This is a genomic window from Myxococcus sp. MxC21-1 (genome assembly GCF_032612255.1).
Taxonomy (GTDB): domain Bacteria; phylum Myxococcota; class Myxococcia; order Myxococcales; family Myxococcaceae; genus Myxococcus; species Myxococcus virescens.
The window spans coordinates 230,580-246,461 of sequence record NZ_CP123278.1 but is presented as its reverse complement, the minus strand read 5'-3'; the positions used below and the strand labels follow the sequence as shown (position 1 = coordinate 246,461).

Sequence of the window (15,882 nt, the reverse complement as noted above, 5' to 3'; positions counted from 1 at the left end):
GGGGCTCATCCACACCACTGGGGAACACAGCGGCGGTCCCGGCAGGCCTTGGAAGGACCACACTCCACGCTCGTCATGCACCATCCTCCCACGGGAGCGAAGCCCTCGCACACGGGGTTGAGACGGAAGGGGTCGCAGCGGCTCTCCAGACAGAAGACGAACTCGCCCGTATCGCTGAGGTTGCCACATTGAGCGCCAAGGCCCGGCCATGAGCGACAGCGCCGGGTCCCCCTGTCGCAATAGGAGAACAGCTCACAGCCTCCGACGTCCGGCTCGCACGCCTCCTCCGGCGCCTTCACGGGCCGGCACTCCTTGGGAGAGCTGCCGCCCAACTCGGGGTGGGTCTTCACGCATCGGTACCGGAGCGAGCACTGCTCATCTTCCTCGCAAGCGCCCTCCGTCCTGCGTTTGACGCACCTCCCGTCGTGGCAATACGTGTTGGAGTCCAGCTCACACTGTCCCCCCAGACCGCAGCGCTCGCCCTCTCCCACGTAGCGGCGGCAGATGTCTCCCTCGCAGGACGAGCCCCTCTGACACGGGTCCCCGGAGGCAGCACACGCCTCGCCGAAAGGGATGAACGGGCGGCACACACCGGGGCACGCCTCCGTGGCGCTGCACCACCCGTCCTGGCAGTCGGCGGAGTTGCCACACGCACCTCCCTTCGCGACCTGGGGCGCGAAGGCCTCACAGCCCTCCAGCAGCGAGCCCTGTGCGAGCATCTCGAGGCTCAGCTCTCCACAGGGCCTGTCCTGCCGGAGGTAGCGCACGCAGGCACCAAACGCCTCGGGCCGGAACACCTGCCGCCCCGCCGCCACGCTCGCCTCCACCGACCGGCAGACGTCGGTGGGGCCAATCACCTTGATGACGTCCTCCACGGAGCCACTGAGGCACTCGCTCACGCGGGCCGCGATGCTCCGCATCGCCGCGTGGCAGGACTCCCCCAGCATCTGTGCCGTCCGGGCGCCCTTCACGCACACCGACTCCGGCCCGCAGTGTTCCGCTTCCAGGCAGTTCAGGTCGTCCAGACACGGCGCCCCCGTGAGCTGAACGGAGCACCCCAGCCACAACACGCCCAGCATCATCCAGACCGCGCGCATGTCAGAAGCTCCCCTCGACGAAGAAGAAGGTGACGCCCACCGCCGCCGCCATGCCCGCCACGCCATAGAGGACATTCGACGCCCGCGCCTTTCCGCTCGCCGAGTCGCGCAGCCGCTGGACCTCGGCCCGCTCGTGCGGACGCGACGTCAACTCCCGGGCGTCGGCGCGCGCCATGACCCCAAGCACCACCGCCGCGGCCGCCGCGCCCCGGCCGTCCCGGCGGCCACCCACGTCCAGGGACGCCCCCGCGAGGGCGCGTCCTCCACGACGCCAGCAGGCGCCCTCGGCGCCAGCACGGGCACGGGAGCGAGCACCAGATGCATCTGGACGGGCTCGCCCTCACGCACCTCCAGGCCACGCTTCAGCGGCAGGTGGTCCGGCAAGGTCAGCTCGAGCGCGTGGCTGCCCACCTCCACGGGCGCGCTCCAGGGCGTCCGCCCCCGGGCCTGACCATCCAGGAGCACCTGGGCCCCCGAGGGCTCGCTGTTGACGGTCACCAACGGCCGGCGCGCGGCCTCGAGCTGGGTTTCGAGGTGGGCGATGCGGCGCTCGACCCCCTCCCGGTCCACCGCCTTGGGCACGAGCCGCAGGTATTCGCGATAGGCGCTCAGCGCCTTGTCCGGCGCATCGAGCTTCTCGTAGCACTGGCCGAGGTTGTAGAGGACCACCCCGTTGGGCAGCCGCGCATACGCCTCCTCGAAGGAGGCTGCGGCATCGGCATAGCGGGCCTGCTGGTAGAGACGGGCTCCACGCTCGAAGGCGCGGCGTGCGGCGGTCCGAGCGGCGGCATCGGCCGCGAGTGCGTCCATGCCGGTCAGGACCAGCAGCAGCGCGAGGAGGATGGGAGAGAGGGCTGCGTGGTGACGAACCATCATCGTCTCAATGAAAGGGATTGGGCTTGAGGTCCCGAACCTTCTTCGGCTCGGGAGAGGGCAGCTTCGGGACATGCGACGCGGGCAGCTTCCGCAGCGTCACCTCCACCCGCCCGCCATGAGGAAGGCGCTCCACGGAGGCGAGGGCGTGCCCCTCCAGCACGAGGACCCAAGGCCCTCCGCCATCCACCAGACTGTCCAGCTCCAGCGGCGTCGTCCCGAGCACGCGGCCCGCCTCGGTCACCGTGGCGCCTGGAGGGCTGGAGACAATGGAAACACGAGGCAGCGGCGGTGGAGCCAGCGATGGAGTCTGGACAGGCAATGAAGGCGCCGCCACCCGAGCCGGCGTTGAAGGCTCGCGGCTGGCGAGCAGCCCGGCCATGGCCACGAGCAAGCTCAGGCCCCCGCCCGTCAGGCCCCATCCCCACCTCGTCCGTGCCACGGAGACGCGCTCGCGCGCCGGCGCGTCACGAATGGCGGCGGGTGACGGCCGCGCCTCCTGCGAAGGGGCGGCATTCGCGGCCCGCACCGTCGCCCGCTCCTCGCGAGGCCGGGGCCCCGTGGCGAGTGCCTCCATTCCTCGCGGAAGCGGGCCATGGAGGGGCGCGCGTGGGGCGCCTTGTCGAGCGCCCTCGACACCAGCTCATCCAGCGCCGCGGGCAGGCCCAGCTCCGGGAACTTCTGGCCAGGAGGCTCCACCGTCGCTTCCAGATGCTGGAGCATGGTGGCGAAGGCGTTCTCCCCCCGGAATGGCGTCGTGCCGGTGAGCAGCTCGTACGTGAGCACGCCCATGGCGTAGACGTCCGCCTTGGCGTCCACCGCGCCTCCCGAGACCTGCTCGGGCGCCATGTAGCCCGCGGTGCCCAGGATGGCGCCGGCTTCGGTCAGGGTTCCGCCCTCCAGCTTGCGCACCTTGGAGATGCCGAAGTCCACCACCTTGACGAAGTCCGGCTGTGCCGCGCGCGACAGCAGCATCACGTTCTGCGGCTTCACGTCGCGATGGACGATGCCGCGTGCGTGAGCGGCCTCCAGCGCCCGGCACACCTGCGCGAGGATACGTACGGCCCGCTCCAGCGGCAGCATGCGCTCACGCCGGAGCACCGCGCCCAGGCTCTGGCCCTCCAGCAACTCCATCACGTAGAAGTACTCGCCGCCGTGGGTGCGCCCCAGGTCCGTCACGTCGACGATGTGCTCGTGGCCAATCTGGCTGGCGGCAATGGCCTCCTGCTCGAAGCGCCGGCGGAAGGTGACCTCGCGCGACAGCTCGCCCCGCAGCACCTTCACCGCCACCCGCTTGCCCAGCCCCATGTGCTCGGCCAGGTAGACCACCCCCATGCCTCCCTCGCCCAGTGGAGCCAGGAGCCGGTAGCGGCCCTCGAGCACCATCGGAAGCAGCGCCTCACCATCCAGGGCACAGTAGATGATGCCCTCCCCATACTCGCGCTGGCACCTCGAGCACCGCGGCATCGTGATGAGGGAATCTAGCACGCGCGCCTCGCTCCCCAGGTGACTCAGCGCACCGCGTGCTTGCGCAGGAGCTTGATGACGTGGGCCCGGTCCACCTCGGCTTCGCGCGCCATCTGACTCACATTGCCGCCGGCGGTGCGCAGGCGCTGACGCAGGTAGGTCTCCTCGAAGTAGACCAGCCAGGCCTCCTTCGCGTCTTTGTAAGGGAGATCCACGCGCACCGAGGGCAGGGCCGGCTCGGCGGACGGTGAGGGTGAGCCCTGGACGAACGCGGTCGCCAGCGCGCCGGACATGGCCACGCTGCGCTCCACGAAGTTGCGCAGCTCGCGCACGTTGCCGCGCCAGGGCAGCGACATGAGCTGACGCAGCGTCTCCGGGCTCGGGGGCGCATAGGGTCGCAGCGACAGTCCGAGCGTGCGGAAGGTCTCCTCCCACAGGTGCCGGAGCAGCAGCGGCAGGTCATCCAAGCGGGAGCGCAGCGGGGGCACGCGCACCATGCCCACGGCGAGACGAAAGTACAGGTCCTCCCGGAACTCGCCTCGGTTGACGGCGGCGCGCAGGTCCCGGTGGGTGGCCGCCAGGAAGCGCACATCCACGGACCGGAAGGCATCCGCGCCCACGCGCTTGACCTGGCGGCGCTCCAGGGCGCGCAGCAGGCGGGGCTGCACCGCCAGGGGAAGCTCGCCAATCTCGTCGAGGAAGAGCGTCCCGCCCCGAGCGGCCTCGAAGGCCCCGCGCCGCTCGTGGGTGGCGCCGGTGAAGGCGCCCTTCTCATGGCCGAAGAGCTCGCTCTCCACCAGCTCCGCCGGGATGGAGCCGCAGTCCACCACCACGAAGGGGCCGGAGACACGCGGGCTCTGCTGATGGAGCGCCTCGGCCACCAGTTCCTTACCTGTACCGCTCTCGCCCTCGATGAGCACGGTGGCATCCGTGACGGCCAGCCGCGCGAGCCGCGCGAACAAGGCCCGCATCACCGCGCCCTCGCCGACCAGCCGCCCGAAGCGCGGCTCCGGGTGGAGCGGCACCACGTCCTGCTCGGCCACCAGCGAGAAGCGAACCGCGGTGTTGCCAAAGGTCAGCGTGGAGCCATCCACGACATACGCGTCCGTAATCCGGACGTGGTCCACCCGCGTGCCGTTGGTGCTCTCCAGGTCGCGCAGCCTGTAGCCGCCGCGCTCCCTCACGAGCTCGGCATGGAAGCGGGACACGGTGGAATCGCTCAGCACCAGGTCGTTCCCTGGCGCGCTGCCGATGGTGAGCTTTTCGGAGGACGAGGCGACCTCCGCATCCGCGTCGGGGCCCGCGGAGACCTGGAGCCGCGCCCTCCGGACCGTGAGCCCGCCCGTCGTGTCCTGTGTGGAGATGACTTCGGTATGCCCTGACATGCTCGCGCTCATTCCCTTGTCGCGGCGCGGAGCAGGCCCGGCGCCAGGTTCCCCCGCCGCTTCATGGCTCGTCCTCGAGTCCCTCGCGCAGGAGCGCCGAGAACGGACCGCGCTCACGTACAGCGCCGGGCGCGGGGCCCTCCGAGGCGAGCGTCTCCGCCACCACCTCCGCCACATGCCACGGCTGCTCGCTCTCCCCTGCCCCATCCACCGCCGCCAGCGCCCGCGCCATCTCGTCAGCGGAGGTGTAGCGTTCGGCGGGGTGGGGCCGCAGGGCCTGGAGCAGCACGTCCGCCAGGGCGGGGCCGCACGCGCGCCGCAGGTCATCCGTGGGCGCCAGCCGCGCATCACGCACGGCGAGAAGGAGCTGCGCGTCATTGGCGGCGGAGAACGGCCCCTGGCCCACCGCCGCCTCGTAGAGGAGCACCGCGAGCGAGAAGAGGTCCGCCCGGCCATCGAGCGGTCCGCCCCGGACCTGCTCGGGGGACATGTACCGGAGCCGACCGCGAGTGCTGCCGGCGCGGTGTGCGAAGGCGTCCGCAGGCCCTTGGCGATGCCGAAGTCCGCCAGCTTCACATCCCCGGTGCGGCCGAGCAGCACGTTGGCCGGGCTGATGTCCCGATGGACGATGCCGAGCAGCTCGCCCCGAGGGTCGCGCAAGCCATGGACGTGCTCCAGCGCACGCAGCAGGCACAGCCCCACGTAGCGAACCAGCGGCGGCGGCAACACCCGCCGCGCGCCCAGGACCCGCCCCAGGTCCACACCGTCCACATACTCCAGCACCAGGTAGGGGCTTCCCTGCTCCACGCCATAATCCAACGCGGAGACGACGTGCCCGTGCCCGAAGGTGGCCATGAGCCGGGCCTCCTGCGCGAACATCTGCCGGTAGGACTCCTGCGCGGCGAGCTGCGGCAGCATCCGCTTGATGACCACGGGTTTCTCGAAGCCCTCGGGCCCGGGGAGCACGGCGAGGAACAACTCCGCCATCCCGCCGCGCGCCAGACGTGAGCGCAACTGGTACCGCCCGAACATGCCCAGTTCAGCATCGGGCGCCATGACGCGGGCCCTCCCCGTGGACGCGGGCGCGACGGCCCGGGAGGCGCACGGCCCGCGCTGCTCGATGCTGTCCATGCGCTGCCACGCCCGCATCATACCCGCGGATTTCAGGAAATGTTCGATATGCGAGCGAAGGCGCCCGTCCATGCACCAGCGGGTTACCGGGCGCCCGCGTGCGCGCTACTGCGTGAGGTAGGTGGGGACGTTGACGGCGGGGTAGAGCTTGGTCCGCGGATTGCCCGCCAGGTCCGTCTCCACGATGACAGCGTTCAGGCACAGGTAGTTGATGGCGTCATCCATGCTGCCGAGCTTGTCCTTGATGGCCCTCGGATCTCCTCGCTCCTTGGGAATCGAGTTGCCATCCGAGTCCAGGTAGGCGCCGTCGTCCTTGTCGCTGTCCACGAAGCCGTTCTGGTCCATCTCCGTGTGCTCGGCGGCCTTGACCAGGGTCTCGACCTGGATGTCGTTGAGCTGGGACAGCTTCTCCTGCAGCGCCTCGGGCGACAGGTCCCTCCGCGCCGCGAGTTGGCTGAGGAACTGCCCCACCTTCGCGGCCTTCTTCGGGTCCCCGATCTTCTCCGCCAGCTTCGGCGGCATCCCCGCGGCCTCAAGGAAGGCCTTGGTGTCTTCCCCCTTCACTCGGTCGTCGCGAATCGCCGAGTAGATGTTCAAGCCGGTTCCCGCGGCGAACAGCAAGCCCCCGATGACCTGGCCCGCCACGGGGACAGCCCCGGACAGCGCCGAGACGGCCAGGAGCCCACCGCCCAATGAGGACATGGACTTGCTCGCAAACTCCAGCTTGTTCCCGTCCTTGGCCGCGTGCGCCGCGCCGATGGCGTCTCCCACCGCACCGATGAGCCCGCCCACGGGCCCCAGCGTCTTGAACACGCGCTGCGCCCCGCCCCACATCTTGTCTCGCCCGGTGGCCGCTCTCAGGATGTCGATGGCCAACACGCCGCCGTCACCCGAGAGCGAGGTGCCGTCGCCGAGGAGCTTGGTGATCTGACCGGTCAGCTTGCTCTTATCGATGCGCGGCCCGTCTTTCTCGGACAGGCTCTTGGCGATGCCCGTGCCGTCCTTGGCCGCGCCGATGAGGCTGGCGACGACGGCCAGGCCCCTCAGGGGGGCTCCGCTCCCCGCGAGCCCCACCGCGCCAGCAGGCTGAAGCTCCAAGTCCTTGAGCGTCGTCTGGAACTTCTCGATGGCGCCATCCTCTCCCTCCAGGAGGGAGTCGAAGGCCTTCTGCACGGAGGGGAGGTCCTCCTCGGGGTCGATGCCAAAGAGCGCGGCGTTCTTCTCGAGCCCGTCACGGAACGTCTTGAGCGCGACGGAGGTGTCCACGGTCCGACCGCTCATCGCGTCGCTGAGAGCCTGAGCGCCCAGGGACTTGGAGAGCGCGTATGTCAGGCCCTTGTTGATGTCGCCCAGGATGTCCTTGCCAAATTCCTTGAGCGTCTTCTGGTCATCTAGGACCTCGGAGAGGTCATCCAGGAAGGAGGGCTCGCCGATGCGCTGCTTCTTCACCGCGTCGTCGATGAGCTTCTGCCCGGCGTCGGTGTTGACGAAGGCGCCCAGTTCCTTCACGACGTTCCTGGCCTCCTCCTTGAGGTGCGTGCTCTCCGACACCTCGCCCGGCACGTAGTCTCCCGGCTTCGCGATGTCGCCCGCGATTGCCACGGCGTTGCTCAGCCCCTGAGCGGCGCTCTCGAACTCGCCATACTCCTGCTCGTGCCTCTTCTTGAAGGCATTGATGGCCTCGGTGCGCTGCTCAGCCGTCATCGCGCCACCGAAGCCGACGGTCAGTGCGGCGAGCTGCTTGTTCAGGCCCTCCACCGCCTCCTTCGCCGCGCTGAAGCGCTCGCGCATCGTCTTCATCTGCTGCGTGAGCTCCCGCGCCATGCCCTCTCCCTGGGTGGGGCCCAGCGCCTGGAGGAGATGGAGGTCGAACTTCCCCGTCTTCGCCAGGTCGACGTTTGGAACCGAGCCCCCCTTGATGCCCGCGGCGACGCTCTTGGCGAGCGACTTCTGGAGGTCATCCGGCAGGCCACTGGCCAGTTCGGCGAACTGCCGGGCCCTGTGTCGGGCGGGGTCGTAGCGTCCCGACAGGTCCGAGATGTTGTTCTGGATCCACGGCTGCGCGAGCCGGAGCAGTTCCTTCTGGTAGGCGGGGTCCTTGTTCGCCAGGAGTTTCTCCTTCAGCCCGTCGAACTTCTCGCTGTAGCGCTTGTCCGGCGCATCCAACCGCAGGGCCTCCAGGTCCGTGCGCGCCGTGTCCTCGGGCGAGGCCTTCTCCGGGTCCGCCACCATCATCTTCTGGAGCTCGGGGGAGACCCTGGCCTTCTCGAGCGCGTTGGCCCGCTCGGGCGAGCCTGGGGAGGCGTCGAGGATGCGCTTGAGGTGCGTCGCGGAGACGCCGCCCGCTTCCGTGTATTGCGGCTGCGCCTTCTTGTAGGTCTCCATCGACGCATAGGACGTGTTCGTCGTCGGGTCGAAGACCCGCTCTCCCTGGCGGACGACGACGTGGCCGGACTCGCCCTCCGCGCCGGGGCGCGTGTCCTTGAGGAAGACCATCTCCGAGCGCGCGCGCAGCTCAGGCGTGGCTTTGTCCGCCCAGGCGGCGGCGGCGTCCAGGCAGTTCACCTGGCCATCCCGGGTGTTCTCCGTGAGGAGCGACGTGGCCGGAGCCTCGGTGCCCAGCCTCTTGTCGAACTCGGCCTGACGGGAGCCCCTGACTCGAAGGAGGCCTGCGCCAGTTTCTCGGCCTCCGCGGCCTTCCGCGCCGCCTCCGCCGCCTTCTGCGCCGCCTCCGCCGCCTTCCGCGCCGCCTCCGCCGCCCTCCGCGCCGCTGCTTCCTGCTCGCTGATGCCGCCTCGATTGACGCTTCCTGCCGCTCCAACGCTCATGGGCGCGTACCTTTCGCTGGGGATTCGACAGTCTCCAAAGCAAGGCCCGGGCCCGCGCCAAGTGCGCGAAAGGGCGAGCGGCGCCCACTGGCGCTGTAGGCCGCGGACTACAACGCGCGAAGGAGTTGATGTCTGGAGCCCGCGGCCTCGCGCCTCACACGGCGGCGGTCTCCAGGGACAGCGCCCGGGGCTCCGCGGGGCGCGCGGCGAGCCGAGGCGATGTCTCCGCTGTGGCGCACGAGCTATCTGGGCGGTCACCGCATCCGTACCCGGTGCCTGCGCCAGTGGCCGGAGGTCGTATCGGGCAACGGGTGGACCCTCCTCCTGGTGACCGATGCGGCCTCGGGTGACTCCAGGCGAGTGTGCCGCATCCCTCCAACCTCGAGGCCCTGAATGAACCGCTCACTGCTGCTGGTCGCCGCGACGGGAGTGCTCGCCGTGGGTGCGCTCCTGCTGGGCACACCGCCCACGCCGCCCGGACCGCCGCCTCCCGCCGTCACGGACACCAGCCACACGGTGCGGCGCCCGGAGGACCCGCCCGCCACGCGGACGCTGTCGCTGGTGACGTCCAAGCCGGAGGACGGCGCCCTGAACATGGCGGGCAAGCTGTCCGGCGCGTACGTGCAGACGGGGCCCAGCGAGGCCTTCGCGTGGCTGGAGCTGAAGGCGCGCCCGGCGGAGACCGGCCAGCGGGTGCCCGTCAGCCTGGCGCTGGTGCTGGACCGCTCCGGCTCCATGAACGGCCAGAAGCTGGCCGACGCCCGGCGCGCCGCCACGGAGCTGGTGCAGCGCCTGACGCCCGAGGACCGGCTCGCCTTCATCGACTACGGCACCGACGTGCGGGTGCAGCCCAGCCAGCGGATGACGGAAGAAGCGCGCGCGGAGCTGCTGACCCTCATCTCCGGGCTGCAGGATGACGGCAGCACCAACATCAGCGGCGCGCTCGACGCCGCGGCCAACGCCCTGCGGCCCCACATGCGCGAATACCGCGTCAGCCGCGCCATCCTGCTGAGCGACGGACAGCCCACCACGGGCATCGTGTCCGAGCCGGGCCTGCTGGACCAGGTCCGCCAGCTGCGCCGCGACGGCATCACCGTCAGCGCGCTGGGCGTGGGCCGGGACTACCAGGAGACGCTGATGCGCGGCATGGCCGAGCAGGGGGGCGGCTTCTCCGGCTTCATCGACGACTCGGCGCGGCTGGCGGAGGTCTTCTCCCGCGAGCTGGACCAGGCGACCAGCACCGTGGCGCGAATGGTGGAGCTGCGGCTGGACGTCCCACCCGAGGTTCGGCACGTGGAGGTCATGGGCATGACGTCCTTCCGCGAGGGCAACGTGCTGAAGGTGCCGCTGTACGACATGGCCAGCGCCCAGACGGTGCGCATCATGGCGAAGCTGACGCTGAACACCCCGCGGACCGCCGGCGCGCTCGCGCTGCTGAACGCCCGGGTGCACTACGTCGACGTGGCGCGTGACCTGCCGGCGGAGACGGCGCTGCAGCTCACCGCGGAGGTGACGAGCGACCTGGACCTCGTGCGCGACTACCTGGACAAGGAGGTGCGCGTCCATGCGGTCCGGGCGTTGGGAACCCAGCACATGGTGGCCGCCGCGGAGGAGATGAAGCGCGGCAACAAGGCGAAGGCCCGTAGCCTGCTGGACAACGCCCGGACCATTTTCGGCACCTCCGCGGCCGCGCTGTCCGGGGAGCTTGCGGACGTGAACCGCTCCCAGGCAGCCTTGGCCGGAGCGTCCAGCGCGGAGGAGGCGCAGGCCGAGTCGCGCAACCTCCTCAAGAAGTCCATCAAGAACTTCGGCCAGAACAATTCGTACTAGCAGGACGGTGAACCCATGGCCCTCTCCGTGCAGTACTTCCACCGCGAGGAGTTCGAGACCCGCACGCTCCGCGCGCTGGGAGGTGCCGCCTGCATGGGCCTGGTCGCGGGGGCCGTTCCGCACCTGCACCTGACACCGGAGTACCTCGCCATCGTGGCCGCGGCGCAGGCGTGCGTGAAGCCCACCGGGGTCCACCCCTGGCGCTGCGCCTGGCGCTGACGGTGCTGCCCGCCCTGCCCTACTTCTTCCGGGCCCCGGAGCCGTTGCCCGTGAGCCTCGCGGGCGCGCTCGCCGCGGCGCTGGTGGCTTGGCTGGGCCATGGACGGGAGCAGCCAGGACAACCCGCCGCGGTGGCCACCAGCGCCGCCGCCGCGGGCGTGCTCGTCCCGCTGGGCCTCTACGTCCAACAGGTGCTGGAGGCGCGCTTCCTGGGGAGCGACGGCCTGCTGTCGGCGCTGGTGGGCTTCCTCGTCGTGGGCCTCTTCTGGAGCATCGGCACGCTGCCGGCCCACCTCCGCGTGGAGCTGGACGCGGTGGAGGCGAGGGGCCGCCAGTTGCAGGACGCGCTCAAGGGCGACTCGCGCACCCTGGCCACGCGGGCGCTGACGCTCTACCGCCAATGCAAGGACGTGGTGACGAAGATGCCGCCCAGCACCGGGCGCACGGAGCTGCTGGGCGTGCTGGAGAAGATGACGGGCGACAGCTTCTCACTGGCGGAGGTCCACTTCGGGCTGGAGGCGCAGCTCGGCTCCGTGGTGGCCAACGACGTGGACGCCCAGGTGCGCGAGCTGCGGGAGCGCGCCGCGGCCACGCAGGACGCGGTGGCCCGCCGGCAGTTGGAGCTGGCCGCGTCCTCGCTGGGTGAGGAGCTCAACCACCTGGACGTGCTGGCCCGCCGCAAGGAGCGGCTGCTGGCCCAGCTCCACGCGCAGGTGGCGCTGCTGGAGCGGGCCCGGGTCTCCTTCATCGGAGTGCAGGGCAACGAGCTGGGTGCCAAGGGCGCGCAGGCCGCGGACCTTGCGCGCAAGCTGAAGCAGCTGGGGGAGCCCTCCTCCAGCGCGGGGCCCGACGACGTCGCCCCCGTGGCCGCGCCGAACCCCACGCGCGTCGCCCCTGAACGACGCGCTACTTCTTCCGGGACGCCCGGGTGGCGCGCTTGCGCCGCGGCGGGGGCGTGTGGCTCACCGGCGGCGCGTGCAGTTGATCCGCGATGCGCTGTTCAATGGCCTCGCGGGTGCTGCGGGCCTGGACCAGCGCCGCCTCGATTTCCTCACGCACGCGCGCCGCCTGCTCCTCCGCCGTGGCCCGGTACTCTGACGCCGTGCGACGCAGGGCGATGCTGCCCCGGTCCTGCCCGGCGTTCCGTTCACCAGTGCGCACTGCCTTGGGAGTCGGTGTCCTGCGCCTGCGGACCTTCGTCCTGGGTGTCTGCTGCCCTTCGTGCTCCGCCATCCGCGCCTCCCGGAAAGTCATCCTGGCCTCCAGGAAAGTGGGCTGCTATCGGACGCGAAGGAAGCCCGTGCCTGGGCGGGCTTCTGGGCAGGCAGGCAACACACCGCCTGTTCATTCAGCAGGGTTGCTTCTCACCTGCTCCAGGAAAACGCTATGGGGCGCCCTTCAGGATGCGGCAATTTCAAGGGCCCCTGGTACTGACAGCACCGCCGTAAGCCCCGTGGCCGGCGGGTACGGCGCGCACACACTCCTGCTTCGTCTGCCTCCCTGGGGGGCAGCGGCTCCCTGCGAGGATACCGTGGCAGTCAGCGCACCCTTTTCGTTCCTGAAGAACCGCAAGCACAACCTGGACCGGATGACGCTGGGCGACCTCATCTACTCGTTCTTCACCTACTACGCGGTGGTGGCCTACATCACCGTGGGCATCATCAGCCTGGTCCTGGCCGTGAAGTGGTTCGAGAACCCGCTGCGCATGCTGCTGGCGATGCTCGCCGCGAGCGTGGCGTTCCCCTTCGGCTGGTACCTGGTGCACAAGCACATCCTGCACAGCCGCTTCCTCTACAAGTCACCGCTCACCGCGGCGACGTGGAAGCGCATCCACTTCGACCACCACCAGGACCCGCACGACCTGCGCGTGCTCTTCGGCGCGCTGGCCAACGTGCTCCCCACCGTGGGCGGCGTGATTGCCCCCATTGGCTATCTCATCGGCGGCAAGGCGGGCGCCGCCGCCGCGCTGGGCTGGGCCATGGTGATTACGTGCTTTTATGAGTTCTGCCACTGCATCCAGCACCTGAACTACACGCCCAAGTCCCAGTTCCTGAAGGACATCAAGCGGCTGCACCTGTCGCACCACTTCCACAACGAGCAGGGCAACTACGGCATCACCAACTACTTCTGGGACCGCCTCTTCGGGACCTTCTACGAGAAGTCGGGTGACAAGCCCAAGAGCCCCACCGTCTTCAACCTGGGCTACACGGCCGAGGAGGCCCAGCGGTATCCCTGGGTGGACCGGCTCTCCGGCGGCACCCGCGGTGACGGCCACCCGCGCCGCTTCTGGGAGAATCAGGCCGCCGCCCAGACGCCGCCGGAGCCCGCGACGCGGCAGGAAAGCTGACGGCCAGGCACCCGCCTGAATCCCCCCAAGCCCCCTCCCTCACCCAGAGGCAGGGGGCTTTTGACGGACCGCATCTACGAAGGGCTTCGTTGACATCTACGAACCCATTCGTAATATAGGTCCAGGCAATCGAGTCACGGAAGGAAGCATCATGAGTGAGACGAAGCTGCCGCGTCCCACGGATGGGGAGCTGGCCATCCTGCGGGTCCTCTGGGCGCGCGGCGACAGCACGGTGCGCGAGGTGCACGAAGCCCTCACCCGCGACGAGCCGGAGGGCACCGGGTACACGACGGTGCTGAAGCTGATGCAAATCATGACGGAGAAGGGGTTGGTGGAGCGTGACGAGTCCCAGCGCGCGCACGTGTACCGGCCCCGGGCCACGGAGCAGCGCACCCAGCGGCAGCTGGTGACGGACCTGGTGGACCGCGCCTTCGGTGGCTCTCCGGCGCGGCTGGCGATGCAGGCCTTGTCGTCGAAGAAGACGCGTCCCGAGGAACTGGCGGAGCTGCGCCGGCTGCTCGACACCCTGGAAGGAGGCGAGGAATGAGCCGGCTGCTGATGGAGTCCCTGGGGTGGGCGCTGCTGCACTCGCTCTGGCAGGGCACGCTGGTGGCGCTGACGCTGGCGGTGGCGCTCGTCACGGTGGGGCGGCGCGCGGCGCATGCACGTTACGCGCTGGCCTGTGGGGCGCTGGTGCTCGCGCTCGCGTTGCCGGTGGCCTCCGGGTGGAAGCACTTCCACGGCGCGCCCGCGCGAGTGGCGGTGGACACCTCCATGCCGCGCGCGCAGTCCCTGCCCTCTGCGCTGGGAGCGCGGGGCCTGGAGGAGACGGTGACGCAGGTGGCGCGGCCCGCCGGCGAGTGGCGCCCGCCGCGGCGTCGCCCGCATGGATTGACGCGGACATGGCCGAGGACGGCGCCGCGAGCGGCTTCGAGAGCACGCTGCTGACGGGCCTGGGCTCGTTCCTGGTCATGGCCGGCCTGCTGCTGCAACGCGCGCTGTCCCAGGTGGAAGCGCACCTGCACTGGCTGGTGTTGGCGTGGGTGGCGGGCGTGGGCCTGTGCTCGGGGCGGATGGCGGCGGAGTGGATGAAGCTGCGCCGGATGGCGGACCGGGCCCTGCCCGCGCCCGAAGCGTGGCAGGAGCGGCTGGATGCCCTGTCGCGACGCCTGGGCCTGCGCCGCGCGGTGCGGCTGCTCCAGTCCTCCGACGTGGACGTGCCCGCCGCGGTGGGCTGGCTGTCGCCCGTGGTGCTCCTGCCCGTGTCCACCCTGGCGGGCCTTCCTGCCCGGCAGTTGGAGATGGTGCTGGCCCATGAGCTGGCCCACATCCGCCGTCATGACTTCGCGGTGAACCTGGCGCAGGTGCTGGTGGAGACGCTGCTCTTCTTCCACCCGGCGGTCCGCTGGATTTCCCACGTCATCCGCGTCGAGCGGGAGCACTGCTGTGACGACGTCGCGGTGGCCGCCAGCGGCAACTCCGTCTCCTACGCCCGGGCGCTGACGGCGCTCGAGACGCTCCGCGTGCTGCCGGGAGCGCCGAGCCCCGCCATGTCCGCGCTGGGCGGCTCGTTGCCGGAGCGCGTGCGGCGGCTCATCACCCTGCCCACGTCGCGCTGCGCCTCGCGCTGGGCGGCGGGTGCCTCCGTGCTCACCCTGGTCAGCAGCCGGCCGTGGCCGCGCCGCTGACGTCGCTCCTGCTGGGACAGACGGACGCCGCGCCGCAACCGGGCGACGAGCCCGTCCTCAGCCAGCCTCCGCCCATCCCGGCGCTCTCGCTCACCCCGCCGGTGCCGCCCGCGCCCACACCCGTGGCACCGCCCGCGCCCCCGGCGCCTCCCGCTCCTCCGGCCAGTGTCGCGGCCGTGGCGCTCCAGTCAGCCCCGGGCCCCACCCCGCCACCTGCGCCTCCGGCGCGGAGCCTGGGCTCGCGCGCCCAGCGTGAGTTGGACCAGCAGACGCGGGTCGGCGCGGGGCAGCAGCTCTCCGTGGCGCAGCTCATCGCGCTCAAGAACGCGGGCATCACCCCGGAGCGCGTGCAGCAACTGACGGCCATGGGCTACACGCCGACCGTCTCCAACCTCGTGAGGATGAGCCACGCTGGCATCACCCCCGACTACGTCCAGGACATGAACACGCGCTTCGGCCGGAAGCTGGAAGCGAAGGAACTGACGCGCCTGCGGCACCTGGGCGTCACGCCCGAGTACATCCAGTCCCTCAAGTCCGCGGGCTTCAACGTCGATGACCCGAAGGCCCTGTCCCACGCGCGCGCCGTGGGCGTGGACGAGGACTTCGTCCGTGGCCTCAAGGACGCTGGCTACACCGGCATGTCGCTGGAGGAGCTCGCCCACCTGCGCGCCGTGGGCGTGAACCCCGAGTACATCCGGGAGATGAACAAGCACGGCCTGTCGAAGCTGAAGGCCCGGGAGCTGATGCAGCTTCGCGCCGTGGGCGTGGACCCGGGCTGGCTCGCCAGCATTCGCAAGGCGGGCGTGCAGACAATGGATACGAAGGAACTCCAGCGGCTGCGCGCCACGGGCGTGGACGCCCACTTCCTGGGTGAGCTCCACGACGCAGGCCTGAAGGACCTCTCCGTCGACGAACTGGTGCGGCTGCGCACCGGCGGCGTGGACGCGGACTTCATCAGAAAGATGCGCGGCACCGGCTCGAAGTAAGCCGTTCGTCCCGCGCCCCATCACCCAACAC

16 protein-coding genes and 1 pseudogene are annotated in these 15,882 nt (G+C 70.4%); 8 read left to right on the top strand and 9 right to left on the bottom strand.

Features of this window, described 5'->3' with window-relative positions; all coding sequences use genetic code 11:
* Positions 1–5: 5 nt before the first annotated feature.
* From QEG98_RS01125 to QEG98_RS01085, 9 genes and pseudogenes are all read right to left on the bottom strand, one after another.
* Positions 6–1,097, bottom strand: a complete 1,092-nt coding sequence (locus QEG98_RS01125) for a hypothetical protein (protein ID WP_316565425.1) — start codon at positions 1,095–1,097, stop codon at positions 6–8.
* A gap of 1 nt (position 1,098) precedes the next feature.
* Complete coding sequence (locus tag QEG98_RS01120) at positions 1,099–1,272, bottom strand: hypothetical protein (RefSeq protein ID WP_316565424.1); 174 nt, start codon at positions 1,270–1,272, stop codon at positions 1,099–1,101.
* Positions 1,245–1,973 carry a PEGA domain-containing protein gene (locus QEG98_RS01115; RefSeq protein WP_316565423.1) on the bottom strand — a complete coding sequence of 243 codons (729 nt, stop codon included), beginning with the start codon at positions 1,971–1,973 and terminating at the stop codon, positions 1,245–1,247. The genes QEG98_RS01120 and QEG98_RS01115 overlap by 28 nt, the downstream gene beginning before the upstream one ends.
* Before the next feature lie 4 nt (positions 1,974–1,977).
* Positions 1,978–2,352: a PEGA domain-containing protein gene (locus tag QEG98_RS01110; RefSeq protein ID WP_316565422.1), complete on the bottom strand. Its 375-nt coding sequence runs from the start codon at positions 2,350–2,352 to the stop codon at positions 1,978–1,980.
* 29 nt (positions 2,353–2,381) lie between these two features.
* Entirely contained in the window at positions 2,382–3,458 is a 1,077-nt protein-coding gene (locus QEG98_RS01105; RefSeq protein ID WP_316565421.1) for a serine/threonine-protein kinase, read from the bottom strand.
* Positions 3,459–3,481: 23 nt separating this feature from the next.
* Positions 3,482–4,822, bottom strand: coding sequence for a sigma 54-interacting transcriptional regulator (locus QEG98_RS01100; protein ID WP_316565420.1), 1,341 nt, complete (start codon positions 4,820–4,822; stop codon positions 3,482–3,484).
* Between the two features lie 61 nt (positions 4,823–4,883).
* Positions 4,884–5,516, bottom strand: a complete 633-nt coding sequence (locus QEG98_RS01095) for a protein kinase domain-containing protein (protein ID WP_316565419.1) — start codon at positions 5,514–5,516, stop codon at positions 4,884–4,886.
* A pseudogene (locus tag QEG98_RS41550) lies at positions 5,408–5,809 on the bottom strand (serine/threonine protein kinase); the annotation flags it as partial. The pseudogene QEG98_RS41550 and the gene QEG98_RS01095, both read right to left, overlap by 109 nt.
* Positions 5,810–6,058: 249 nt before the next feature.
* Positions 6,059–8,518 carry a hypothetical protein gene (locus QEG98_RS01085; protein ID WP_316565418.1) on the bottom strand — a complete coding sequence of 820 codons (2,460 nt, stop codon included), beginning with the start codon at positions 8,516–8,518 and terminating at the stop codon, positions 6,059–6,061.
* A 656-nt stretch (positions 8,519–9,174) separates the two neighbouring features.
* Between QEG98_RS01085 and QEG98_RS01080 the strand changes: the two genes are divergently transcribed.
* The 8 genes from QEG98_RS01080 (at position 9,175) to QEG98_RS01045 (ending at position 15,851) form a co-directional block, all read left to right on the top strand.
* Positions 9,175–10,611: a vWA domain-containing protein gene (locus tag QEG98_RS01080; protein ID WP_316565417.1), complete on the top strand. Its 1,437-nt coding sequence runs from the start codon at positions 9,175–9,177 to the stop codon at positions 10,609–10,611.
* 15 nt (positions 10,612–10,626) lie between these two features.
* Positions 10,627–10,830, top strand: coding sequence for a hypothetical protein (locus QEG98_RS01075; protein WP_316565416.1), 204 nt, complete (start codon positions 10,627–10,629; stop codon positions 10,828–10,830).
* On the top strand, positions 10,782–12,278 hold the full coding sequence (locus tag QEG98_RS01070) for a hypothetical protein (protein ID WP_316565415.1): 1,497 nt from the start codon (positions 10,782–10,784) through the stop codon (positions 12,276–12,278). The genes QEG98_RS01075 and QEG98_RS01070 overlap by 49 nt, the downstream gene beginning before the upstream one ends.
* An 83-nt stretch (positions 12,279–12,361) precedes the next feature.
* The gene (locus QEG98_RS01065) at positions 12,362–13,177 is read left to right on the top strand and encodes a sterol desaturase family protein (RefSeq protein ID WP_316565414.1); all 816 of its coding nucleotides are present in this window, start codon (positions 12,362–12,364) and stop codon (positions 13,175–13,177) included.
* Between the two features lie 151 nt (positions 13,178–13,328).
* Positions 13,329–13,724 carry a BlaI/MecI/CopY family transcriptional regulator gene (locus QEG98_RS01060; protein WP_026113917.1) on the top strand — a complete coding sequence of 132 codons (396 nt, stop codon included), beginning with the start codon at positions 13,329–13,331 and terminating at the stop codon, positions 13,722–13,724.
* Complete coding sequence (locus tag QEG98_RS01055; protein WP_316565413.1) at positions 13,721–14,125, top strand: hypothetical protein; 405 nt, start codon at positions 13,721–13,723, stop codon at positions 14,123–14,125. The genes QEG98_RS01060 and QEG98_RS01055 overlap by 4 nt, the downstream gene beginning before the upstream one ends.
* A complete protein-coding gene (locus QEG98_RS01050) occupies positions 14,080–14,865 on the top strand; it encodes a M56 family metallopeptidase (RefSeq protein WP_316565412.1) in 786 nt (261 codons plus the stop codon). Before QEG98_RS01055 ends, QEG98_RS01050 begins: the two co-directional genes overlap by 46 nt.
* On the top strand, positions 14,850–15,851 hold the full coding sequence (locus tag QEG98_RS01045; RefSeq protein ID WP_316565411.1) for a hypothetical protein: 1,002 nt from the start codon (positions 14,850–14,852) through the stop codon (positions 15,849–15,851). Before QEG98_RS01050 ends, QEG98_RS01045 begins: the two co-directional genes overlap by 16 nt.
* Positions 15,852–15,882: the final 31 nt, after the last annotated feature.

What these genes read in the sequence shown, in the direction of transcription:
- QEG98_RS01125 (WP_316565425.1), bottom strand. Translation starts at nt 1,097, where the DNA reads ATGCGCGCGGTCTGGATGATGCTGGGCGTGTTGTGGCTGGGGTGCTCC.
- QEG98_RS01120 (WP_316565424.1), bottom strand. Translation starts at nt 1,272, where the DNA reads ATGGCGCGCGCCGACGCCCGGGAGTTGACGTCGCGTCCGCACGAGCGG.
- QEG98_RS01115 (WP_316565423.1), bottom strand. Translation starts at nt 1,973, where the DNA reads ATGATGGTTCGTCACCACGCAGCCCTCTCTCCCATCCTCCTCGCGCTG.
- QEG98_RS01110 (WP_316565422.1), bottom strand. Translation starts at nt 2,352, where the DNA reads ATGGCCGGGCTGCTCGCCAGCCGCGAGCCTTCAACGCCGGCTCGGGTG.
- QEG98_RS01100 (WP_316565420.1), bottom strand. Translation starts at nt 4,822, where the DNA reads ATGTCAGGGCATACCGAAGTCATCTCCACACAGGACACGACGGGCGGG.
- QEG98_RS01080 (WP_316565417.1), top strand. Translation starts at nt 9,175, where the DNA reads ATGAACCGCTCACTGCTGCTGGTCGCCGCGACGGGAGTGCTCGCCGTG.
- QEG98_RS01075 (WP_316565416.1), top strand. Translation starts at nt 10,627, where the DNA reads ATGGCCCTCTCCGTGCAGTACTTCCACCGCGAGGAGTTCGAGACCCGC.
- QEG98_RS01060 (WP_026113917.1), top strand. Translation starts at nt 13,329, where the DNA reads ATGAGTGAGACGAAGCTGCCGCGTCCCACGGATGGGGAGCTGGCCATC.
- QEG98_RS01055 (WP_316565413.1), top strand. Translation starts at nt 13,721, where the DNA reads ATGAGCCGGCTGCTGATGGAGTCCCTGGGGTGGGCGCTGCTGCACTCG.
- QEG98_RS01050 (WP_316565412.1), top strand. Translation starts at nt 14,080, where the DNA reads ATGGCCGAGGACGGCGCCGCGAGCGGCTTCGAGAGCACGCTGCTGACG.